This window comes from Nitrobacter sp. 62-23, from assembly GCF_001897285.1.
GTDB lineage: Bacteria > Pseudomonadota > Alphaproteobacteria > Rhizobiales > Xanthobacteraceae > Nitrobacter.
In genome coordinates, this window is record NZ_MKSM01000007.1 from 1 (window position 1) to 22233 (window position 22233).

Sequence of the window (22233 nt, forward strand, 5' to 3'; positions counted from 1 at the left end):
TCCCCCAGGCATTCAGGGACAACGATATCGCAATCGAGAGCGCCGATGGCGAGACGTCGCTGCTGCGCCAGCGCTATAGCGAGCGCATGCTGCGTCCGGGCGGCACCGTCTCCGGGCCGACGCTGATGGCATTGGCCGATTTCGCCATGTACGTGGTGCTTTTGTCCCGTATCGGCCCGGTCGGCCTCGCGGTGACCGCCAATCTCAACATCAATTTCCTGCGCCCGGGACGCCCGGGTCAGGATGTGCTTGCCGCCGCGCGGCTTCTCAAGCTCGGCAAACGGTTGGCGGTCGGCGAAGTGACGCTGCTGTCGGGTACATCGCCCGATCCGATCGCCCATGTGACCTCCACTTATTCCATTCCGAATGCTTGAAAATTTCATAGGTAATATAGAACCGTTTTTATAAGTTACTGATTACACGATAAAAATATAGGTCGAGTGGCGTTGACTGGAGTTGATTGCTTCTCTAGAACGCCCTCGGTTCGGTGCGTGGACGCCGAGGTTCTCTTTTCACGGATTTCTCACATGAAAACGTTCTCGGCAAAGCCAGCCGAAGTGACGAAAAAGTGGGTGCTGATCGACGCCAGCGGTCTGGTGGTCGGGCGGCTCGCCACGCTCGTTGCGATGCGGCTGCGCGGCAAGCATCTGCCGACCTACACCCCGCACGTCGATTGCGGCGACAACGTCATCATCATCAATGCCGCCAAGGTGGTTCTCACCGGCCGCAAGCGTGACGACAAGGTCTATTACAATCACACCGGATACATTGGCGGCATCAAGGAGCGCACGGCAAAGTCGATCCTCGAGGGTCGTTTCCCCGAACGGGTGATCGAAAAGGCCGTGGAGCGCATGATCCCGCGCGGCCCACTCGGACGCGTGCAGCTCGGCAATCTCCGCGTCTACGCCGGCGCGGAGCACCCGCACGAAGCCCAGCAGCCGGAAGTCGTTAACGTCGGTGCGATGAACCGCAAGAACATGAGGGCCGCATAGCGATGTCCGATACCATGCAGTCTCTCGATCAGTTGTCCGCGCTGAAGACGGCCGAGTCCGAAGCACCGAAGCACACCAAGAAGGTCGACAAGTACGGTCGCGCCTACGCCACCGGCAAGCGCAAGGACGCGGTTGCCCGCGTCTGGATCAAGCCGGGTGCCGGCAAGATTCTGGTCAACGCGCGCGAGGTCGAGGTTTACTTTGCGCGTCCGGTGCTGCGCATGATGATCCAGCAGCCGCTCGTCGCAGCAGCCCGCGCCGGTCAGTACGATGTGGTGTGCACCGTCGCCGGCGGCGGCCTGTCCGGCCAGGCGGGAGCCGTTCGTCACGGCCTGTCCAAGGCGCTGACGAATTTCGAACCCGAATTGCGCGGCGTTCTCAAGAAGGGCGGCTTCCTGACACGCGACTCGCGCGTGGTCGAGCGCAAGAAGTACGGCAAGGCGAAAGCCCGCCGCTCGTTCCAGTTCTCCAAGCGTTAATCAGAGCGCTTTCGGCATTCGCTGCTGGCGTGGCAGCGAATGTCCGTTCCCGGAACTCAAAACGATCCTCCTCCGAAACCGGAGGGGGATATTCGGGCGTGGCGGGAAGCCTGTTATGCTCGCGGGATGAAGCTGGCTTCCTCGCCATCGCGGAAGAAAACCGGCATGGCGTCGCGCGTGCCTCTTCTCTTGCGATGCGCATTCGTCTTGATGATGCTGCTGATGCCACGCGTCGTCTTTGCGCAGGCCGGCGCGGAGACCGCATCCGATCCGAAACCTGCGGCGAAGGCCGATCAGGACACGCGCGAATCGATCTGTCTGATGGTCGAGTCGGCGGCCAAGGCCGAGAACCTGCCGCTGGAGTTTTTTGCGCGCGTGATCTGGCAGGAGAGCCGGTTTCAGCCCGATGCCGTGGGTCCGTTGACCCGCAGCGGCGAGCACGCGCAGGGCATCGCGCAGTTCATGCCGGGAACGGCAAGCGAGCGACGGCTGCTCGACCCGTTCGATCCGGTGCAGGCGCTGCCGAAATCGGCCGAGTACCTGAACGAGTTGCGCGGACAATTCGGCAATCTGGGATTGGCCGCCGCGGCCTATAATGCCGGGCCGCGCCGCGTGCAGGACTGGCTCGACGGCAAGGGATCGATGCCGGCCGAGACGCGCAACTATGTTGTGGCCATCACGGGATCGCCGGTCGAGGACTGGGCCGATGCCGGCAAAAGCGGCAAGCCGCCGGATCATCCACCGGCATCATCGAGTTGCCGGGAACTGATGGCGCTGTTGAAGCGTGCGCCCAATCCTTTTGTCGCGGAGCTTGAACAGCATGTGAAGCTCGGGGCCGACAAGCCATGGGGCGTGCAGCTCGCAGCCGGCTTCAGCCGCGTCCGCGCGCTGGCGATGTACGCACGAGCAATCCGGCGGCTCGGCTCCGTGATCGGCGACCGCGATCCGAGCCTGCTGGGCTCGATATTGCGCAGCCGCGGCACCCGGACGTTCTATCAGGTGCGGGTCGGGGCTGATACGCGCGCGGAAGCCGATGGTCTCTGCAACCAGATCAGGCGCGCCGGTGGCGCCTGCCTCGTTTTGCGGAATATGCGCGTGAGAGGTTGAAGCGGCATTCCATGGGGGCCTGCCAGACGCCGATGCTCACTTGGCAAGACCGGGTTATGCTTCGCGATGAATAGCGGTCCGTATCGTGCTATGAGGACGCGAGGAGATCACGGCCATGGTGCGCGAATATGAGGTACGAGAAGGAGAAGTGGTCGTCGAGCTGCCGCCGGCGACCGACGCCGGGCTTGTATTTATCGGCAGAATTCGCACGCCCTGGACGTCCCGGCTGAAGACGCCGCGTCAGGGCCGCGAGGACGGGCCGATCTGCCGGCTGGAGATTTTCGATCTTTGGAAGCCCGCGCTGCAGGGGCTCGACCGGTATTCCAGCATTGAGGTCATCTACTGGCTACACCTGTCGCGTCGCGACATCGTGCTGCAGAGCCCAAAGAGCAGCGGCGAGACCCACGGCACGTTTTCGCTGCGGTCCCCGGTGCGGCCCAATCCGCTGGGGACGTCGCTGGTCAAGCTGGTCGGCATCGAGGGATCGACCGTACTGGTGCGCGGATTGGACTGTATCGACGAGACGCCGCTCATCGACATCAAGCCGAACCGTTGCCAGTTCACGCCGATCGCGCCGCCACAGGACGGCGATTTCGAAACCGGGTGATTTTCTGCCAGCGCATGTTCCTTGGACGCTGCACAGACCGGGGATCGTTGCAGAAACCTCGCAAAGACCCCGGCTCAGCAGCGCACCGCTTCACGCTGTGGGCGTTCCAAACAGACTCTAACGCGACTGCCCCACCCCCGGCGACCGCGCTTCGCCCATGACAGGCGCCCGCCTCACCTCGGTCAGATAGTTGAGTGTCAGCGACACCCAGATGATACCGTAGAGCAGCATGAAGCAGCTTGAGTTGAAGCCGAGCCAGTCCAGGATCGCGCCGAAGGTGATCGGCAGCAGAAAGCCACCGAGGCCGCCCGCCATGCCGACGATGCCGGACACCGCGCCCATGCTGTCGGGAAAATCGTCGCCGATGTATTTGAACGTCGACGCCATGCCGCACGCAAAGGCGATGCCGAGCGTGAAGAGAAGCATCGTGAAGAACCACGAAGGCAGGGCGATGCGGAAACTCAGGGGATCGCGGATCGTGTGTATGATCAGGTCGGTCTTGGGATAGGACAGCAGGAACAGGCAAACCCAGGCCGCCCACAGCACCCACCACGTCACGTTGTGGGCGCCGAAGCGGTCTGACAGCCAGCCGCCGAAGGCGCGGAAGGCGCCGCCGGGCAGCGAGAAGCAGGCGGCGAGAAGCGAGGCCTGCGCGATGGTGAAGCCGTACTCGGTCTTGAAGTATTGCGGCATCCAGATCGACAGCGCGGTGAAGCCGCCGAACACGATCGAATAGTACTGGCAGTATTTCCAGACCCGCGGATCGCGCAGCACGGACAGTTGCTGCCACATTGATGGCACCTGACCGCCGACACCAGGATCGGGCTTGGACAACACCCAGAACAACAATGCCGTGACCAGCAGCGCGACGGCATAGACTTTGGGCACCATCTGCCAGCCATAGGCTCCGATCAGCCAAGGGGCCACAAACATGTTGAGCGCCGCGCCAACCGTTCCCGCTCCGAAGAAGCCCATCGCGAAACCGCGGCTCTCCTTGGGAAAGAAACGCGCGACGTAGGGCGTGCCGACCGAGAACGAAGCGCCGACAAGGCCGAGCGCCAATCCGAGCAGCAGGAACTGCCACAGCGCCGTTGCATAGGCGGACAGCCAGAGCGGGATCGCGCAGGCGATCAGCAACAGCAGCATGATGATCCGCCCGCCGAAACGGTCGGTCCAGATGCCCAGCGGCAGACGAAAGACCGCGCCGGTCAGGACGGGCGTCGCCGTGAGGAGACCGAATTCGGTCGAACCAAGCCCAAGCTGTTCGCGGATCGGAATACCGACCACGCCGAACATCATCCAGACGGCGAAGCAGACGGTGAAGGCCCAGGTGGTGATGAACAGGACGGACAGATTGCCGGATCTCGCCATTCCTCGCCCCGATCTTGCTTTGCCCGTTTCAGGCTTGCCATCGATCGGCGGGATTATGAGATTTCCACCTTATCGAGGCTGGCTCATCGCCGGACATCATGATGCAGGTTCGAAAATCTGTACAGAGCCAGAATTCGAGCCGCGCCGTTATGAGAACGTAAATCAGTCCGTGACGATTGAATCGATCGCATCGCGGGTCAGGCGGATTCAGACCAGGGCACCGCCACGCTCCGTGTCTCAACGGACCGGCGATCGGCTCGGAAGTGCAAAGACAGGGATGCTGCGCCGCAACTGCGCGACGCTTCCTTTGATCGGCCTATCCGGCCGCCATGCGCAATCCTTGGCGCTCCAGCGCTGGTTTGCCGGCCATCAGCCGTTCCGCCTGAACAACCGCGAGCGTCAGGACGAGGATCGCAACTCCCTGATGCACCAGCGCGAGCAGGATCGGAACCTCGTGCAGCAACGTCAGGATTCCGAGCGTCGCCTGCAGCGTCATCGCCGCCGCCAGCCAGAGAGCCCCGCGAATGACGGCGGGGCTTGCGCGCGACACCACCGCATCGATGACATGCAGGATGGCGATCGTAAACAGCGTATACGCCATCATGCGGTGTTCGAACTGCACCGTGAGCGTGTTGTCGAACAGATTGCGCCACCACGGTTGTTCGAAAAACAGCCGCGCGGAGGACGGAATGAACGATCCGTCGATGTCGGGCCAGGTGTTGAAGACCTTGCCGGCGCGCAGTCCGGCAACCAGCGCGCCGAAATAAAGCTGCACAAACACCAGCACGACCAGAACGCCGCTGGTCACCCGCAATCGCAACGGCGACGGCAAGGCCGGTCGATCCGACAATCGCCGCACGGTCCAGACGATGGCCGCGAAAATCAACAGAGCCAGCACCAGATGCGTCGCGAGACGATATTGCGAGACCTCGACACGGTTGGTGAGACCGGAGGCGACCATCCACCAGCCGACCGCGCCCTGAAGTCCTCCGAGGCCGAAGATGATCCACAGCCGGCGCTTCAGATCGGACGGCAACATGCCGCGCCACATGAACCAGAGGAACGGCAACAGGAAGGCCACGCCGATGAAGCGTCCCAGCAACCGGTGGCTCCACTCCCACCAGAAGATGGTCTTGAACTGGTCGAGCGTCATGCCCGCGTTCATTTCGCTGTACTGCGGGATCTTCTTGTAGCCCTCGAAGGCCTGGGACCACTCATTTTGCGTGAGCGGGGGCAGTGTGCCCGTCACCGGCTTCCATTCGACGATCGAAAGACCGGACTCGGTCAGCCGCGTCGCGCCGCCGACCAGCACCATAGCGGCGATCAACAGCGCCACGAACACCAGCCACCATCGCACGGCGCGCAGCTGGAACCCCATTTGTGCTATCGGACGGGTCATCAAAATCCGCGGGTTGAACGCATTTTTCGGGCCCTTTATAGTCCACCGCAGCCTCGGCGCAAGCCTCGTCCCAGCCCGCGAGTTGCATTTTTAAGGTATGCGGATCCGTACCCGGAAATTCCTCGGCACCATCGCCCTGCTCGTGCTGGTCGTCGTCTGGTCGCTGCTCGGCATGACGGTCGCGCAGACGCCATGGCTCGCGGCGTCGGGACTCTATCAGGCGATCTTCTACCCCGTTGCCGGGCTCGGCTGGGTCCTGCCGGCCATGCCGATCGTCAGCTGGATGGCGAAACCGGACGCGTAAGCCTCCGTCGCCCCCAATCCGTCGCGCGGACGCAAACCGCCGCCACAACCCGCCCTCTCCCGCTCAGCCGTCGCCATTACGCTTTGTTGACGTTTGTTTGCAAAGGTCCGGGAAAGCGAAAAAAGTAAACAAAAGATAACAGGCTCAGCGATGACCATGGCGGCTGTGATCGAAGACCCGACGACGGCGGCGAATGCACCCGCGCGGTCAAGCGGACAACATATCGCGCATGTCGAGGTCTTTCATGATCTGCGCGAGGTCGAGCCGGTCTGGCGCAGTCTGGAGACGTCGCAGCTCTCGACGCCCTATCAGCGGTTCGACTTCCTGTCTTCCTGGCAGCGGCACGTCGGCACCCGGACCAATCTCCAGCCATGCATGATCGTCGCCAGCGACGCCGGGCGGCGACCGCTGCTGCTATTGCCGCTCGCAGCCGGCGTGGAAAACGGCATCCGCGTCGCGCGTTTCATGGGCGGCAAGCACACGACCTTCAACATGGCGCTCTGGCGACAGGAGTTTGCGGCCACCGCCACGCCGGCCGATGTCGACACGCTGCTTCACGGGATTCGCGACCTTCCTGCGAAGATCGATGTGCTGGCGCTCACGCGGCAACCGCAACGCTGGCGCGATCTGCAAAATCCGATGGCGCTATTGCCGAACCAGCCCTCCGCCAACGGCTGCCCGCTGATGAGGATGGCGCCGGACGCAGTGCCGTCGGAGCGCATCAGCAATTCGTTTCGCCGCCGGCTCAAGGGCAAGGAACGCAAGCTCCAGGCGCTGCCCGGCTATCGGTACTGCGTGGCCACGACCGATGCCGAGATCACGCGGATGTGCGATGCCTTCTTCGCCATCAAGCCGTTGCGGATGGCCGCGCAGAAGCTGCCGGACGTGTTCGCCGACCCCGGCGTCGAGGATTTTTTACGCGCGGCCTGCCTGGCGCCGCTGGCGGAGGGCGGTCACGCCATCGAAATCCATGCCCTCGAATGCGACGCCGAGGTGATCGCGATCTTCGCCGGCGTTGCCGACGGACAGCGCTTCTCGATGATGTTCAACACCTACACGATGTCGGAGAATGCCCGCTACAGTCCGGGCCTGATCCTGATGCGCGACATCGTCGATCACTATGCCGGGCGCGGCTACACCTCGCTCGATCTCGGGATCGGATCGGACGACTATAAACGCCTGTTCTGCAAGGACGACGAGCCGATCTTCGACAGCTATCTGCCGCTCACGACGCGCGGCAGGATGGCCGCTCTCGGCATGTCCTCGATGGCCCGCGCCAAGCGCTTCGTGAAGCAAACGCCGGCATTGAAGCGGATGGCGCAGACACTGCGCGGCGCATTGCGGCGCTGACCCGGCGACGTTCTTCCGGTGGGATCAGGCCGCCTCGCGCGGGCCGCTCTGAACATCCGGCAACGGCATGGGATCGAGCATCGTCACCGACGTGAAGCCGATGGCGGAGAGTTGACCGCTGAACCGCGCCCGCGCCTCCATGCTCATCGAGGGATCAGGAACGACGATCGCCCGCGCCTGATCGGTCAGAAGCCTGGCCGGCAGATCGGTGGCGGTGCCGGCGACGAGCAGGACGTGATCGTAGACGCGCAGCAATGCATCGAGGGCGATCGTCAGGCGCGGCGATTGCAGCAGCGCGCGATCAGCTCCTAATCGTCCGGCGACCACCAGATGGACCGGCGAGTGTCCGTCCCGGCTGATGACCTCTCCGAAGGACGCCTCGCCCAGCATCAGTTCGGCCAGTCCCGGTGCCGCCGGATCGACCGCGGCGGCGGTCAGGGTCGGCGACGCGGGCGACAGATCGACCAGGACAACCTTGGCGCTGTGCGCCAGACGTCGCGCCAACTCCAGCGCGCTCAGCATGATGCGCTCGTTTTCACCGGTGCCCATGATCGTGACTTTGCGCGCGGCTTCGCCCGCCGTCCGCAGGTCGTCCGCGACGCGATCGATTCCAATCAGGTCCGCAGCCGGCTGCAGACGGATCTCATGCTGTTCCGGCGCCGCGGCGGCCTGTTGCGGAATGGCCTCGAACACAGCCGGCGCCCGCGGCGCGGTGATGCGCAGCAGTTCGCCGGTCACGACGATGCCCGCCGTCAGCATCAAGGTCGCCAGCGTCGCGATCAGCACGATCGGCAGCTTCTTCGGATAGGCCGGCGTGTTCGAGACGATGGCACGCGAGATGATGCGGCCGTCGGACGGTGCGGCGTCGATATTTTCACGCGTGGTGGCTTCGCGATATTTTGCGAGATAGGATTCCAGCAGGTCACGCTGCGCCCTCGCCTCACGCTCCAGCGCCCGCAACTTGACGTCATCGTCGTTGGATGATGTCGCCTGCTTCTTCAACTGATCGAGACTGTTGCTGAGGTTCTCGACCCGGCCGCTGGCGATGCGGGCGTCGTTTTCCAGCGACCGCGAGATCTTGCCGGCTTCCTCGCGCAACTGGTTGTCGAGATCGGCGAGTTGAGCCCTCAGCTCCCTGATCCGCGGGTGTTGGCCGAGCAGGGTCGCCGATTGCTCCGCCAGTTGCGCGCGCAAGGTCACGCGCTGTTCGGACAAACGGCGGATCAATTCCGAATTGAGCACTTCCGAGGCCTCGATCGGCCTCCCGCTTTGAAGCATGTCGCGGATCAGCCGCGCTTTCGATTCCGCGTCGGACTTGAGCGCGCGCGCGTTGGTCAGTTGGGTGTTGATTTCCCCCAATTGCTGGTTCGACAGCGAGGTATTGTTGGTGCCGATGAAAAGGCTCGACTTCGACCTGAAATCCTCGACCCGCGATTCAGCCTCTGCGACCTTCTTGCGCAAGCTGTCGATTTCTCCGGACAGCCACTGACCGGCGGCCCTCGCCTGGCCCTGACGCGCGTTCAGTTGCAGGACGAGATAGCCCTCGGCGATCGAATTCGCGATGCGGGCCGCAAGTTCAGGATCGCGCGACTGGAATTCAATCACGATCACGCGGGACTTATCGACGGCGTAGGCGGTCAGCCGGCTGAAATAAGCATCCAGCACGCGCTCCTCCGGCGTCATCCGTAGCGGGTCGCGGCCGATTCCGAACAACGCCAGCAACGACCTGATCGGCGACACGCCGCGCAACACCGGATCGAATTCCGGATTCTCCGCGAGCTTGTTTTGCTCGATCACCTTGCGGGCAAGATCGCGCGACAGCACCAGTTGCACCTGGCTGGCGACGGCTTCAGGATCGAGCGCGCCGCGCTCGTCGTTGCGCTCCCCGGTCGGCCGCAGGAAAACGTTCTCACGGCCGTCGATCAGGATGCGGGCTTCGGACTTGTACCTCGGGGTGATCAGGTTGACGATGGCGAGCGAAAGCACGAACGCAAGCAGCGTCGGAATAATGATCGCACGCTTCCTGCGCAGCAGCGCCTGCCAGATGACGCGCACATCGAGGTCGCCCGTCTGTGGCGAGACAGGGTCCGGCGATGCAGGCACCGGCGCGGACACCGCGTTCGAAACCGCCGTCCTGTCGACACGCCGCCCTAACCCAAACCGCATCACCTGCTCCCGCTTGCCCCTCGACGTCCCGACCGGCCGCGCATCCGGACGCGCCTATCGGACCGGGCCACGCGACGGGACGCAACGATTACAGTCCGATTATGGTTGCCATCGGGTTAATTCCACCGGAGCCGTCGCAGACGCGGCCGAAGCGGGGCCGCGCACCGATTACGCTTTATTAACCACAAAAGCCCTTAACTGGATTTGATATTTCATGGAAATGCCTGATGCGAAGCGTGCGCGCCCTGATCCTGTGCCTGTTGACCGCGCTGGCTCTGTCGGGGTGCATGCGGCACCCCGCGCCGGAAGCGGCGGCGCGCCCGCATAACGACCTCGACGCACTGGCCTATGGCGGACGGCCGTCATCCGCACCGCCGCCGACCGCTCGTCGCGACATGCGGGCTCGACCGGCCCGCTCCGCTGCCGTGCCCGTCGTCTACGCCGCGGCGCCGCCGCCCGCCATGCATGATCCCGCCTATCGCCTCGATACCGGCGACCGGCTGCGCATCGTGGTCTACGGCCAGGAAGGCCTCACCAACACCTATCTGGTCGATGCCGGAGGCAAAATCACGATGCCCCTGATCGGCGCCGTCGCCGCGCGCGGCCGCACACCGGCCGAACTGTCCGCGGCCATCGCCGCGCGCCTTCGCGACGGCTACATCCGTCATCCCTATGTCGCCGCCGAGGTCGAAGCCTACCGCCCGTTTTTCATTCTCGGCGAGGTGGCGGCTCCCGGCCAGTATCCGTTCGTGCCCAACATGACAGCCGAGAGCGCCGTCGCCATCGCCGGCGGCTTCTCGCCCCGCGCCAGGCGCGATCACGTCACCATCACCCACACCGACGCGCGCGGCACCGTCCGCCTCGTCGTGCCCACCGCCACCCTGCTCAGCCCCGGCGACACCGTTCTGGTGGACGAACGCTGGTTCTGAGGCATGATGCCCTCGCCCGATCAACCGCTTCGCATCCTGCACGCCGTCCGCGCACCGGTCGGCGGAATCATCCGCCATATCCTCGATGTCGCGAACGGACAGGCTGCTCGCGGTCATCTGGTCGGCATCGTCGCCGACAGTCTCACCGGCGGCGAGCGCGCGGAGGCGGCATTCGCGGAGATCGCGCCGCGGCTGAAACTGGGCGTCCACCGCATCCCGATCCGGCGGGAGCCCCATTTTACCGACTTGGTTGCGTGGATGCAGTTCGCCGCGCTGGCACGAAGGTTGAAGCCCGACGTCCTGCACGGACACGGCTCCAAGGCAGGCGTCTTCGTGCGGCTCAAAGGGCGCTCGAAAAATGTCATCCGGGTCTACACGCCGCATGGCGGATCCCTGCACTACCCGCTGTCGACGATGAAAGGCGCGATCTACAGCCGTATCGAACGCGCGCTGATGAACCGCACCGACCTGTTCCTGTTCGAGAGCGCTTTCGCGCGCAACACCTATCAACGCATCGTCGGCACGCCGGCCGGCCTCGTGAAATGCGTGTTCAACGGCGTCACCGCCGATGAATTTGATCCCGTCACGCTCGCCGGCGACGCCACCGACGTCGCCTATGTCGGCGAGTTCAGGCACATCAAAGGCGCCGACCTCCTGATCGACGCGGTGGCGCAATTGCGGGCCGGCGGCAGGCCCGTCACGCTCACCCTCGGCGGTGACGGCGAGGAGACCGCAGCACTCAAAGCCCGGGTTGAACGGCACGGCCTCGGCGAGGCGGTCCGCTTTATCGGACACGTCAAGGCGCGTTACGGATTCTCGAAAGGGCGGTTGCTGGTCGTGCCGTCACGCGGCGATTCGATGCCGTATGTGGTGATCGAAGCGGCCGCGGCCGGCATTCCCATGGTTGCCGCAAACGTCGGCGGCATCCCGGAGATTTTCGATTCCCACACCGCCGCGCTGTTCGCGCCCGGTGACGTCCGCGCCATGGCGAGAGCCATCGAGGCCGCGCTGGACGACCCCGCCGACGCGGCGGCGCGCGCAAAATCGCTGCGTGAGCGAATCTTCCTGCATTTCTCGCAGAAGGCGATGGTCGAAGGTGTCATGGCGAGCTATCGCGAGGCGTTTGCGAAACGTTAACCGTTTCCGAAATGCCTCCGATTCCGCGAAACCAAATCTTCCCGATTTCGTCCTTAAGTCACCCTGCCCGCCGCCGCATTCCGTCGTGCGGCACGGATGTGGACTTGAGGACATGGACCTTATCAACGCGCGCTCGGGGACCGATACGACGGCGAGCAGCGGCCGGGCCGTACCTGTCGAGCGCCGGCTGCGGCTGTCCCCAGCGGCCCTTGCGGTCGCCAACCAGAAGGTGCGGCCGGCCTATTCGCCCATCGTCATCACCGGCATCGTGCGTGCCGCCGACTTCGTGCTGCTGAGCCTGATCGGGGTCGCGCTCTACCTCGGATACGCCGCCCGCATCGACGGCTTCAACTGGAGTTTTATCCCGGCAGTCCTCGCCATGGCCGCCGCCGCGGTCGTCTGTTTCCAGGCCGCCGACATCTACGGGATTCAGGTTTTCCGCGGCCAGTTGCGGCAGATGACGCGGATGCTCTCGTCGTGGGCGTTCGTTTTCCTGCTGTTCATCGGCTTCTCTTTCTTCCTCAAACTTGGCGATGCCGTCTCGCGGCTCTGGCTGGCTTCGTTCTTCTTTATCGGCCTTGCGGGCCTGATCGCGGGGCGGCTCATGCTGCGCGCGATCATCCGCCGCTGGGCGCGCGACGGCCGGCTGGATCGCCGCACCGTCATCGTCGGTTCGGACGAGAGCGGAGAAAACCTTATCAAGGCATTGCGAGCGCAGCCGGACACCGACATCGAGATTCTCGGCGTGTTCGACGACCGCAACGATCAGCGCGCGCTCGATACCTGCGCCGGAAGCCCGAAGCTCGGCAAGGTCGATGACGTGCTCGAATTCGCGCGGCGAACCCGGATCGACCTCGTGCTGTTCGCATTGCCGATCTCGGCGGAAACCCGTATTCTGCAGATGCTGAAGAAGCTGTGGGTGCTGCCGGTGGATATCCGCCTGTCCGCGCACACCAACGAGCTTCGCTTCCGCCCCCGCGCCTATTCCTATCTCGGCGAAGTCCCGACGCTCGACGTGTTCGAGGCTCCGATCACCGACTGGGACCTGGTGCTGAAATGGCTGTTCGACAGGGTGTTCGGCGCCCTGATCCTGCTGCTGGTTTCGCCCGTGATGGCGCTGGTCGCGATCGCGGTCAAGCTCGACAGTCCCGGTCCGGTGCTGTTCCGCCAGAAACGCTTCGGCTTCAACAACGAACGCATCGACGTGTTCAAGTTCCGCTCGCTGTTTCACGATCAGGCCGATCCGCTGGCGGCGAAGGTGGTCACCCGAAACGACAGCCGCGTCACCCGTGTCGGACGCTTCATCCGCAAGACCAGCCTCGACGAACTGCCGCAGCTTTTCAACGTCGTCTTCAAGGGCAACCTGTCCCTGGTCGGACCGCGCCCTCATGCCATCCAGGGCAAACTGCACAGCCGCCTGTTCGACGACGCCGTGGACGGCTATTTCGCGCGCCACCGCGTCAAGCCCGGCATTACCGGCTGGGCGCAGATCAACGGATGGCGCGGCGAGATCGACAACGAGGAAAAGATCCAGAAGCGCGTCGAGTTCGACCTCTATTACATTGAGAACTGGTCGGTACTGTTCGATCTCTACATTCTGCTCAAGACGCCGCTGGCGCTGCTGAAATCCGAGAACGCTTATTGACCTATCTCGTGCGTGGAGTTTTGCGAGAGTGTAATGGCTTATCCCGCAGCGGTTGACGGTTCGCTTCCGTCCTTGACGCAGACGCCGGGCATAGCCTCGCTCCAGCGCGCATTGCTGTGGGCGGTCGGGGCCGGCGGCGCGATCGTCTACATCGAACCCAGCCCGTACGAATTCGCGACGCTGGCCGCAATGATCGTGTTCGCCGCGACAGGCCTGCGGATGCGGCTGGCGTTCGTTCCGCTGGCGCTGCTGCTGTTTCTGGTCAACCTCGGCTATACGATCAGCGCCGCGTACCTCATGGACAAGACACCGATCGTGAACTGGATCATGACCTCCTGGTACATGGCCGTGACGGTCATCTTCTTCGCGCTGGTGTTTTCGGACGATACGGCGGCACGGCTCGAACTGCTGCGGCGCGGCCTGATTTTCGGCGCGGTGATCGCGTCGCTGGCCGGCATCGCGGGCTATTTCCACCTGGTGCCGGGCGAGCACGACATACTGACGCTCTATGGGCGCGCGCGCGGCACCTTCAAGGACCCGAACGTGCTCTCCGCGTTCCTGATTCTGCCGGCCTTGTTCGTCCTGCAAAGCGTCGTCACGGACCGTTTCGGAAAGGCCATCCGCAGCGCCATCGTGCTCGGGATCATCAGCCTTGCGCTGCTGCTGGCGTTTTCGCGCGCGGCCTGGGGCCAGTTCGTGCTGACCTCGGCTTTCATGCTGGTCCTGATGTTCCTGACCAGTCCCTCAACGAGACAGCGCTCGCGCCTGGTTACCACCGCGGTTATCGCGGCCGCCGCTATCGCAGTGCTGCTGGCGATCCTGCTGTCGTTCGATTCAGTCGACAGCTTGTTCAAGGAGCGAGCGAGTTTCGACCAGAGCTATGACGAGGGCCGCTTCGGCCGTTTCGGCCGGCACATCCTCGGTTTCCAGATGGCGCTGGACCTGCCGCTCGGCATCGGCCCGCTGCAATTCACGCGGTTCTTTCCGGAAGATACCCACAACTCGTATCTGAACGCCTTCATGTCGGGCGGATGGATTTCGGGCATCTGCTATCCCGTGCTGATCTTCACCACCGTGATCCTGGGCTTTCGCTACATTTTCGTCCGGGTTCCCTGGCAGCGAACCTATCTCGCAATCTTCACGGCGTTTCTGGGTACCGTCGGCGAGAGCTTCGTCATCGACACCGATCACTGGCGTCACTACTGGCTGATGCTCGGCATCATGTGGGGCATGTTCGCGGCGGCCCACCGTCACATGGCCGACGCGCGGCAGGCCCCCGTGCCGCAGGCATCGCAATAGGGCCGAGCAAACGGGTTACGGCTCGATCGTGAACGTCATGCCGGCGTGGTCGACGAGCCGCTTGAGCAGCGCATCCTTCATCGCCGCGCCCGGAGTCCAGAAACCGCCGGCAATATCGGGCGTGTCACGCCGCAGGCAGATCGCGCATTCCGCGATCATCTTGGAGGTCGATCCGTAACCCGGATCGCGGTCGCCGGTGACCGCAGCTTTCACCTGCCGCCCATCAGGCGCAAGACCGACGAAGAGGAGATCGTAGTATCCGCTGTCGCGTTCCTCTTTCGACGGTCCCTCCCCCGGCTTCGGACCGCCCTGCGCGCCGAGCTTGTTGTTGGCGGCGATGATGGCTTTGGCGGTCGCCTCGCCGGTGTCCCTCGGTCCCGCGACCATCATCTCGTCGTAGACGAAATCCCGCCCGTAGGGAAAGCCGAGCAGAAAGTTGGAGCGGTGGACATTGCGTGTGTTGATGTTCGCCATCACGAACGGCGCCACCCACATTCCGATGTCCTCGTCGAACAGAGGCTTGTTGCCCGGCGGTTGCCTGGGCCCTTCGAATCCCGGCGTCAGCACGAAGGGATCGCGCAGCTTCGGCAACAGGTCCGGGTCGTTGGCGGCCGCGGCGAAGATCGCCCTCATGCTCGCAGCGGTGCCTCCGGAAAATGTTCCCTTCATCTTGCGCACGCGGCCCTTGACCCGCGCGACGCTCGACCCGAGCCGCTGTATCGCGGCCTGCTGAAGAAAGAACACGCCGAGTTCGAACGGCAACGAGTCATAGCCGCAGGAGAACACGATCCGCGCGCCGGTCCTGCGCGCCTGCGCCTCGTGGGCGTCGATCATCTGCCGCATCCATATCGGCTCGCCGCAGAGGTCGAGATAATCGGTCCCGCCGGCCGCGCAGGCGGCCACCAGACCGGAGCCGTAGAGCTGATAAGGTCCGACCGTGCTCAGCACCGAGGCTGTGCGGCTAACCATGGTTTCGAGGGACGCGGGATCGCCGGCGTCCGCTGCGATGAGCGGCAGGTCGCGCGGCGCGCCGATGGCGTCGCGCACCACCGCGAGCTTGTCGAGGCTACGGCCCGCGATCGCCCACCGCAGATTGCTGCCGCGATACTCCGTGGCCAGATATTCCGCGACCAGCCGGCCGGTGAACCCGCTTGCACCATAGACAACGATATCGAATTCCGCCGACGACGCCATGACCGATTCCCCGTGCCTAACGTTCGGTCGACGGCTTCAGCATGACGAGCTTGAACACATCAAACGTCAGCACGATCAATTGCGCGCCGCCGAAGATCAGGAAGGCCAGATAGAACTGCGGCGGACCGCCGTTTGCGGAACTGTAAGCCGCCCCGACCACGGTAATTACGGCGGTCACAACATTGATGAGTATGGCCTTGCGAATCGAATCCGGCCATCGCCTGGCGATCAGCCAGATCAATCGCGATATCAGGGACGCGGCCACTATGGCCCCGACGATAAGAACGATCATCGATTCTCCAAAAAAATACGCCGCCCTTGGCGGGCTCTCGCGGCGAGCCTGAAGGATTTTCCAGCCGAGTTCCGGCTCGGCGTCAAGACCGCTTCCAACGGCCTCGTTACCGGGGATCAGAATCAAATCGCAAGTGTCAGAATCGCAATTAGAGGAACCAAGGGGTTAGTTGGTCGGAGCGAGAGGATTTGAACCTCCGACCCCTAGTCTCCCAGACTAGTGCGCTAACCGGGCTGCGCTACGCTCCGTGCCGTGACGGCTCCGTTCCATTATAGCGTTTTCGAGCAAAGTGGTACCCGCTCGCGTGAAGAAAATGCGCTAAAATAGGGTAGAGCCAAGCCTTGATCCATCAAGGCGGCGGTAGCTCTAGCCGCGTTCCCGGGGCGGCGCAAGAAGCGACCGCGCCCGCTCGAACGACGCTGAAATGGGGGCAGCCGGACCCGTCAGCGGTTGACGAGTACGTCGTCCAGCAGCCGCCTGCAGGCGACGAGGTCGTTCAAGGCGTCCTTGAGCCTTGCAAGGTCGACTGCCGCGCCCACGCCCGGGATCGCGGCGCTGTCCGGACCAGACCACAGCACGTCGTCAAGATTATGCCGCAGCGGCTTGTGTTCGGCCGGCTCCCGCACACGGGGCGAGCTATCGCCGACGTCCTCGTCACCGTCCTCATCCTCGTCATCGCCCTCATGGTCGAGCAACTCGTCATCGTCGATTTCGCCAAGCGTGTTGCGAATATCGTCCTCGATAGCGCCGAAGGCGGCGGCGGACGATCCCTCGGTCAGGCCCTGCACCGATTTGACGCCGTGCTCCTTCAGAATTCGCTGCACGCCGCGGATTGTGTAACCCTCGCTGTAAAGCAGATGGCGGATGCCGCGCAGCAGATCGACGTCGTCCGGTCGGTAGTAGCGGCGTCCGCCGCTTCGCTTCATTGGCCTGATCTGCGCAAACCGGGTTTCCCAGAAACGCAGGACGTGCTGGGGGACATCGAGGTCGGCGGCGACCTCGCTGATGGTCCGGAAGGCATCCGGTGCCTTGTCCAAATGCTCGCTCCTCTGCCAATCGGCTCCGAACATGAGTCGGTCTGACTAGATTACGATGATTTTGGATCGAATCGATCCAAAATCTTGAGCGTGACTGGTTCCATTCTCTTGAGAAGCGGGATGCGGGGCGTAAACCGCACCACACTTTATCTCTCGTCCCGGCTCTTCAGCCGCCAGTACCCCTTTGCTTTCCGAACTTCATTTGCGAAGCCGCCGTCATGACGTCGCAAAGAGTTTCGGAAAGCGGGTACTAGTGGTCCAATTCTAACATTTGCATCCCGTTGCCGCAGGGAGTTCTTGCAAATGTTAGAATCAAAGGACCACTAGCAACTATCAGGTTTCTAGTGGAGTTTTGAATTTGACATTCGCCTGACAAGTTCGCTGCAAAGTGGGTAGCGAATGTCAAATTCACTCCACTAGTCAGCCCGGGTGTCGGCGCCGTTGCCGGTGTTGCCGCCGTTGATCCGCTGCTTCAGGATCGCCGACGGCTTGAAGACCATCACGCGGCGCGGAGAGATCGGCACCTCGGTGCCGGTCTTCGGATTGCGGCCGATACGCTGGCCCTTCTTGCGCACCATGAACGAGCCGAACGACGACAGCTTCACCGTTTCGCCCTTCTCGAGGCAATCGGTGATTTCCTTAAGTACAAGCTCCACGAATGCGGACGATTCGGTCCGCGACAGTCCAACCTTTTTGTAGACGGCTTCGCAGAGATCAACGCGCGTGACTGTTTTTCCGGTTCCGGTCATCGCCTGCCCCAAGCTCCCGGCGAACAATTCGTAACTGAAATTAAGAGTTTAACGACGCACGGTCAACCTATCACATCATGCTTTCGCACGATAGATGACCACTATTGCGGCGGACATTTGATTCAATTTTTACCACCGCAGCAGCGCAGAGCCCCAGGTGAACCCTCCGCCCATCGCCTCCAGCAATACCAGATCGCCTCTTTTGATGCGTCCATCAGCGACAGCGACCGACAACGCCAACGGAATCGACGCAGCCGAGGTGTTGCCGTGGCGATCGACGGTCAGCACGACTTTCTCCGGCGCGATATGCAGTTTATGGGCCGATGCATCGATGATTCGCTTGTTGGCCTGATGCGGAACGAACCAGTCGATGTCGTCCGCGGACAAGCCGGAGGCGTTGAATGCATCGACGATGACGTCGGTGATCATGCCGACGGCATGCTTGAACACCTCACGGCCTTCCATTCGCAGATGACCCACAGTCTGGGTCGAGGACGGCCCGCCGTCGACAAAAAGTTTTGACTTGTGACGGCCGTCCGAGCGCAGATGTGTTGTCAGAATGCCACGGTCGGAAGATTTTCCGGGCTGCTCCTGGGCTTCCAGCACGACCGCGCCGGCACCGTCGCCGAACAGGACGCAGGTCCCGCGATCGCTCCAGTCCAGAATGCGCGAGAAGGTTTCCGCACCGATCACCAGCGCGCGCTTGAACGCGCCCGAACGCAGGAAATTGTCGGCGGTGGCCAGCGCGAACACGAACCCGGAGCAGACCGCCTGAAGGTCGAAGGCCGCGCCGTGATTGATGCCGAGCCCGCTCTGGACCACGACTGCGGTGGCCGGAAACGTGTTGTCTGGCGTCGAGGTCGCCAGCACGATCAGGTCGATCGACTGCGCATCGATCCCGGCGTGAGCGAGCGCGGCATTCGCCGCATGGATGGCGAGATGCGAGGTAAACTCCCCCTCCGCGGCAATGTGGCGCTCGCGGATACCGGTGCGCTGGACGATCCACTCGTCCGAAGTGTCGACCCTGGTGGCCAGTTCGGCATTGGTCAGGACCTTTTGCGGCAGATAGGAGCCGCAGCCGAGCACGACCGAACGTATCGCAGTCAAGAGAGGGCCTCCTGCACTGCCGACGCCGAAGCAAGGGTGTGGCCGTGACGGTTGAGCGTCTGGTTGATCTTGGTCAGGAGATCGTAACGGACCATCTCATAGCCAACATCAACCGCGTAGGCAAAGCCTTCGGCGTCGGTTCCCCCATGACTCTTGACCACGATTCCGTTAAGTCCGAGGAAGACGCCGCCATTGGACTTGCGGGGGTCCATCTTGCCTCGCAGCGCCTTAAAGGCACCACGCGCAAACAGGTAGCCGATCCGCGACAACAGGCTGCGCGACATTTCGCTGCGCAGATATTCGGCGAGTTGCCGCGCGGTGCCCTCGGCCGCCTTCAAGGCGATGTTGCCGCTGAAGCCCTCGGTGACGATGACGTCCGCCGCCCCCTTGCCGATGCCGTCGCCCTCGACGAAACCGATGAATTCGAGTTGCGGCAGGTCCATTGCCCGCAGCAGTTCCGCGGCTTCGCGGATTTCCTCGCCCCCCTTGATCTCCTCGACGCCGATATTGAGGAGGCCGACCGTGGGGCGCTTCAGGTCGAACAGAACCCGCGCCATGGCGCTGCCCATGATCGCGAGCGCCATCAGATGCCGCGCGTCGCCGCCGATCGTCGCGCCGAGATCGAGCACCACGGAATCACCGCGCATGGTCGGCCACACCGCCGCGATCGCCGGCCGGTCGATGCCGGGCAGCGTCCGCAGGTTGAACCGCGCCATCGCCATCAGCGCGCCGGTATTGCCGGCGGACACCGCGACATCGGCCTCGCCCTTCTTCACCGCGTCGATCGCAAGCCACATCGACGAGGTCTTGCGGCCGCGGCGCAACGCCTGGCTCGGCTTGTCGTGCATGCTGACGGCGACGTCGGTGTGGATAACCCGGGACACGGCCTTCATCGCCGGATGAGCGGCGAGTTGCGCTTCGATCAGGGCGCGGTCGCCGTAAAGCAGAAACTCGGTGTCGGGATGACGTTTCAGGAATATCGCGGCGCCCGGAATGATCACCGATGCGCCGATGTCGCCCCCCATGGCGTCAAGCGCGATTCGAACCTTTTTCGGCATGGAAATCCCGGAAACCCTGATCTCTTGCGGCCCTGAAGCGCGCGGCCACACAGGGGGTGGCGCTTCATCGGCCCGGCCGCGACAATAGCGTGTCCCGGCCTTGATACAACATAGCGAAGGCGCGGATTTCCGCGGTCCCGCGACTCAAATACAGATGTCGAAAATCACACGAAGTTCTTTTATTTTCAATAATTTAATTACTTCGTCCTGAAGGATCGCATTCGGCGTCGCACCTTCAATCCCGCCCGGGCTTTTTTCCGCGTGGTGGATTCGGGTCGATTTTCAGCGCCTTCAGGGCGGCGAAGGGGCGATCTTCGGGGTCAACCGCGCTGGATGGCGGCACGAAAACGGCGTCGGGTTTCCGCGGATAAGGATCGATTCCCAGAAACAATACGTCGGTCGCAAGTCGGCCGAGATCGATAACGCCATTGACGATAGGCTCGGGCGCATCCGGAATGTCGGTCTCGTCGTCGGCATCGTCGGCGGTGGCTGCCGCGAACGTCCGGACCCGGTCTTCGGGCACGAAAAGAAGGTCGACGTCCTCCACGATGTCGTTCTCGATCGGATCGAGCGACACCACGCAGGTCTGCCCCACCCGTGCCGACACCCTGCCCCGCACATGCACGCTGTCGTCGCGTCCGGGCGTCAGATCGAACGAGGCGCGCGCCGATTCGATGTCGCGCAAGCCGGCGATCCGCGCCAACGCCTTGCACACTGCTTCACCGGCCTCGATATCGCGATGAAGGCCGGTTTCCGGAATCTGCACGACGGCGACCCGCGCACTCCAGGGATTTGCGATCGTGTCCGGCCGGTCTTTGGCGGTCATGCCCTGCCCTCTCATGTCCATTGCGCGAGATCCGGAAACCGCACCCCACCGCCGGGCGTCGCCTCACTGTCCGCGGGCGCAGCTATCGCCTCAGTCACATAATCGGCAAGCCGTCGCGCGCTTGCGATGTCCCTGCCATTATAGATATTCCTGTCGAGGGCTTCCGCTAGCGGTTCGCGCCGCCCCTCCGCGAGCGCGCGATCGTAGGCTGCCGAGCGGCCGTAGAAGGCTTCCCCGAACGCCTGCATGCGCTTGGGAACGGTCAGGTCGCCGACGCCCATTTCGCGCAGGTTGGCGTCCATGTCGCTGCAGAAATGATCAAACAGGGCCTGCGAAAGCTCCTTGTCGTTCCCCTGCTTCAATCGCGACAGTGCTATCCACAGGTGCAGCAGAATCATGTCGAAGCGGCCATCGACCGTGTCCGGCACCTGCAGGGTCTGATAAAACAACGGCTCTCGCGCCTGCGTCACGATCATGCCATAGATCGCTTCAATGGTGCCGCGCGAGGGAGCGCGGGATTTTCTGAATTGACTGAACGGCCAAGGCATGTGGGTTCCGAATTTCAGCCCGCGGGCTTTCAGGTTGTGCAATCGCAGAACCATTGCCGGGCGCGTCATTGCCCGCTACGTCGTTGCCGGGAATGTCGTTGCCGGGTACGTCAATGGCCCGCGCTATGCAAGAGAATGAGGTCGGCCCCGTAAATGACAGCTTCGGTCCCCAAGATAGCACGCGGAAGCGCCGCGTCGCGAGGGCATCGCCTGCGCGCCGCACTCGCCGCCACGCTGCTGTGCGTGGTCATGGCCGGCTGCACCGGCGAGACGTTCCAGAAGGGCTACATTCTGCCTCCGGGCGCGCTCGAGCAAATCCAGATCGGCGCCAGCCAGGATCAGGTGCTGATCGTGATGGGGACCCCATCCACCGTCGCAACGCTGAACGGCGAGGTGTTTTATTACATCTCCCAGCGCGCGGAGCGGAAAGTCGCGTTCATGAACCAGACTGTTGTCGATCAACGCGTGATCGCCATCTACTTCGACAAGAACCGGCAGGTGACCCGGCTCGCCAATTACGGACTGAAGGACGGCAGGATCTTCGACTTCATCAGCCGCACCACGCCGACCTCGGGTCAGGAGATCAGCTATCTCCAGCCGCTGTTCAAGTTGCTGAGTCCGAATTAGGGCGGGATCA

General features: G+C 63.2%; 23 protein-coding genes and 1 tRNA gene. 12 read left to right on the forward strand and 12 right to left on the reverse strand.

From position 1 onward, the window contains the following. The 5 genes from BGO16_RS00930 to tsaA form a co-directional block, all read left to right on the forward strand. The coding region (locus BGO16_RS00930; protein WP_292616332.1) for a PaaI family thioesterase at nt 1-374 on the forward strand (374 nt) is incomplete at its 5' end. 153 nt (nt 375-527) lie between these two features. Next, a complete protein-coding gene (gene rplM / locus BGO16_RS00935) occupies nt 528-992 on the forward strand; it encodes a 50S ribosomal protein L13 (RefSeq protein WP_292616334.1) in 465 nt (154 codons plus the stop codon). Between the two features lie 2 nt (nt 993-994). Continuing rightward, a complete protein-coding gene (gene rpsI / locus BGO16_RS00940; protein WP_292616336.1) occupies nt 995-1471 on the forward strand; it encodes a 30S ribosomal protein S9 in 477 nt (158 codons plus the stop codon). Nucleotides 1472-1636: 165 nt separating this feature from the next. Next, complete coding sequence (locus tag BGO16_RS00945) at nt 1637-2578, forward strand: lytic transglycosylase domain-containing protein (protein WP_292616338.1); 942 nt, start codon at nt 1637-1639, stop codon at nt 2576-2578. A gap of 115 nt (nt 2579-2693) precedes the next feature. Beyond that, on the forward strand, nt 2694-3185 hold the full coding sequence (gene tsaA, locus BGO16_RS00950) for a tRNA (N6-threonylcarbamoyladenosine(37)-N6)-methyltransferase TrmO (RefSeq protein ID WP_292616340.1): 492 nt from the start codon (nt 2694-2696) through the stop codon (nt 3183-3185). Nucleotides 3186-3302: 117 nt separating this feature from the next. On the opposite strand, the gene BGO16_RS00955 is transcribed toward tsaA, so the two are convergent. Beyond that, the gene (locus tag BGO16_RS00955) at nt 3303-4556 is read right to left on the reverse strand and encodes a nitrate/nitrite transporter (RefSeq protein ID WP_292616343.1); all 1254 of its coding nucleotides are present in this window, start codon (nt 4554-4556) and stop codon (nt 3303-3305) included. A 316-nt stretch (nt 4557-4872) separates the two neighbouring features. Next, nucleotides 4873-5955, reverse strand: coding sequence for a COX15/CtaA family protein (locus BGO16_RS00960; protein WP_292616345.1), 1083 nt, complete (start codon nt 5953-5955; stop codon nt 4873-4875). A 97-nt stretch (nt 5956-6052) separates the two neighbouring features. Here BGO16_RS00960 and BGO16_RS00965 point away from each other — a divergent pair, with 97 nt between their 5' ends. Together BGO16_RS00965 and BGO16_RS00970 are read left to right on the forward strand one after the other, a co-directional pair. After that, a complete protein-coding gene (locus tag BGO16_RS00965) occupies nt 6053-6259 on the forward strand; it encodes a DUF2842 domain-containing protein (RefSeq protein WP_292614734.1) in 207 nt (68 codons plus the stop codon). A 150-nt stretch (nt 6260-6409) separates the two neighbouring features. After that, on the forward strand, nt 6410-7609 hold the full coding sequence (locus tag BGO16_RS00970; RefSeq protein ID WP_292616346.1) for a GNAT family N-acetyltransferase: 1200 nt from the start codon (nt 6410-6412) through the stop codon (nt 7607-7609). 24 nt (nt 7610-7633) lie between these two features. Here the strand turns inward: BGO16_RS00970 and BGO16_RS00975 are convergent, their stop codons facing one another. After that, on the reverse strand, nt 7634-9775 hold the full coding sequence (locus BGO16_RS00975) for an exopolysaccharide transport family protein (protein ID WP_292616348.1): 2142 nt from the start codon (nt 9773-9775) through the stop codon (nt 7634-7636). A gap of 227 nt (nt 9776-10002) precedes the next feature. Here BGO16_RS00975 and BGO16_RS00980 point away from each other — a divergent pair, with 227 nt between their 5' ends. The 4 genes from BGO16_RS00980 (at nt 10003) to BGO16_RS00995 (ending at nt 14785) form a co-directional block, all read left to right on the forward strand. Next, nucleotides 10003-10704, forward strand: coding sequence for a polysaccharide biosynthesis/export family protein (locus BGO16_RS00980; protein ID WP_292616350.1), 702 nt, complete (start codon nt 10003-10005; stop codon nt 10702-10704). 3 nt (nt 10705-10707) lie between these two features. Further along, nucleotides 10708-11841: a glycosyltransferase gene (locus BGO16_RS00985; RefSeq protein ID WP_292616352.1), complete on the forward strand. Its 1134-nt coding sequence runs from the start codon at nt 10708-10710 to the stop codon at nt 11839-11841. 112 nt (nt 11842-11953) lie between these two features. Continuing rightward, nucleotides 11954-13486 carry an undecaprenyl-phosphate glucose phosphotransferase gene (locus tag BGO16_RS00990; RefSeq protein WP_292616355.1) on the forward strand — a complete coding sequence of 511 codons (1533 nt, stop codon included), beginning with the start codon at nt 11954-11956 and terminating at the stop codon, nt 13484-13486. A gap of 33 nt (nt 13487-13519) precedes the next feature. Then, nucleotides 13520-14785 carry an O-antigen ligase family protein gene (locus BGO16_RS00995; RefSeq protein ID WP_292616357.1) on the forward strand — a complete coding sequence of 422 codons (1266 nt, stop codon included), beginning with the start codon at nt 13520-13522 and terminating at the stop codon, nt 14783-14785. Between the two features lie 15 nt (nt 14786-14800). On the opposite strand, the gene BGO16_RS01000 is transcribed toward BGO16_RS00995, so the two are convergent. From BGO16_RS01000 to BGO16_RS01040, 9 genes are all read right to left on the reverse strand, one after another. Further along, nucleotides 14801-15979 carry a saccharopine dehydrogenase NADP-binding domain-containing protein gene (locus BGO16_RS01000; protein WP_292616358.1) on the reverse strand — a complete coding sequence of 393 codons (1179 nt, stop codon included), beginning with the start codon at nt 15977-15979 and terminating at the stop codon, nt 14801-14803. Nucleotides 15980-15995: 16 nt separating this feature from the next. Continuing rightward, entirely contained in the window at nt 15996-16271 is a 276-nt protein-coding gene (locus BGO16_RS01005) for a hypothetical protein (RefSeq protein ID WP_292616360.1), read from the reverse strand. 170 nt (nt 16272-16441) lie between these two features. Next, nucleotides 16442-16519 (reverse strand) — tRNA-Pro (locus BGO16_RS01010). A 195-nt stretch (nt 16520-16714) separates the two neighbouring features. After that, complete coding sequence (locus BGO16_RS01015) at nt 16715-17308, reverse strand: MerR family transcriptional regulator (protein WP_292616362.1); 594 nt, start codon at nt 17306-17308, stop codon at nt 16715-16717. 416 nt (nt 17309-17724) lie between these two features. Further along, nucleotides 17725-18057, reverse strand: coding sequence for an integration host factor subunit alpha (locus tag BGO16_RS01020; protein WP_292616364.1), 333 nt, complete (start codon nt 18055-18057; stop codon nt 17725-17727). 129 nt (nt 18058-18186) lie between these two features. Further along, a complete protein-coding gene (locus BGO16_RS01025) occupies nt 18187-19164 on the reverse strand; it encodes a beta-ketoacyl-ACP synthase III (RefSeq protein ID WP_292616366.1) in 978 nt (325 codons plus the stop codon). Next, nucleotides 19161-20222 (reverse strand): phosphate acyltransferase PlsX, encoded by a 1062-nt coding sequence (gene plsX / locus BGO16_RS01030; RefSeq protein WP_292616368.1) that lies wholly within the window; start codon nt 20220-20222, stop codon nt 19161-19163. The genes BGO16_RS01025 and plsX overlap by 4 nt, the downstream gene beginning before the upstream one ends. Nucleotides 20223-20457: 235 nt before the next feature. Continuing rightward, nucleotides 20458-21048, reverse strand: coding sequence for a DUF177 domain-containing protein (locus tag BGO16_RS01035; RefSeq protein ID WP_292616370.1), 591 nt, complete (start codon nt 21046-21048; stop codon nt 20458-20460). Between the two features lie 11 nt (nt 21049-21059). Further along, nucleotides 21060-21596, reverse strand: coding sequence for a ubiquinol-cytochrome C chaperone family protein (locus BGO16_RS01040; RefSeq protein ID WP_292616390.1), 537 nt, complete (start codon nt 21594-21596; stop codon nt 21060-21062). 153 nt (nt 21597-21749) lie between these two features. Between BGO16_RS01040 and bamE the strand changes: the two genes are divergently transcribed. Then, nucleotides 21750-22223: an outer membrane protein assembly factor BamE gene (bamE, locus tag BGO16_RS01045; protein WP_292616371.1), complete on the forward strand. Its 474-nt coding sequence runs from the start codon at nt 21750-21752 to the stop codon at nt 22221-22223. The last annotated feature ends 10 nt before the right edge of the window (nt 22224-22233 follow it).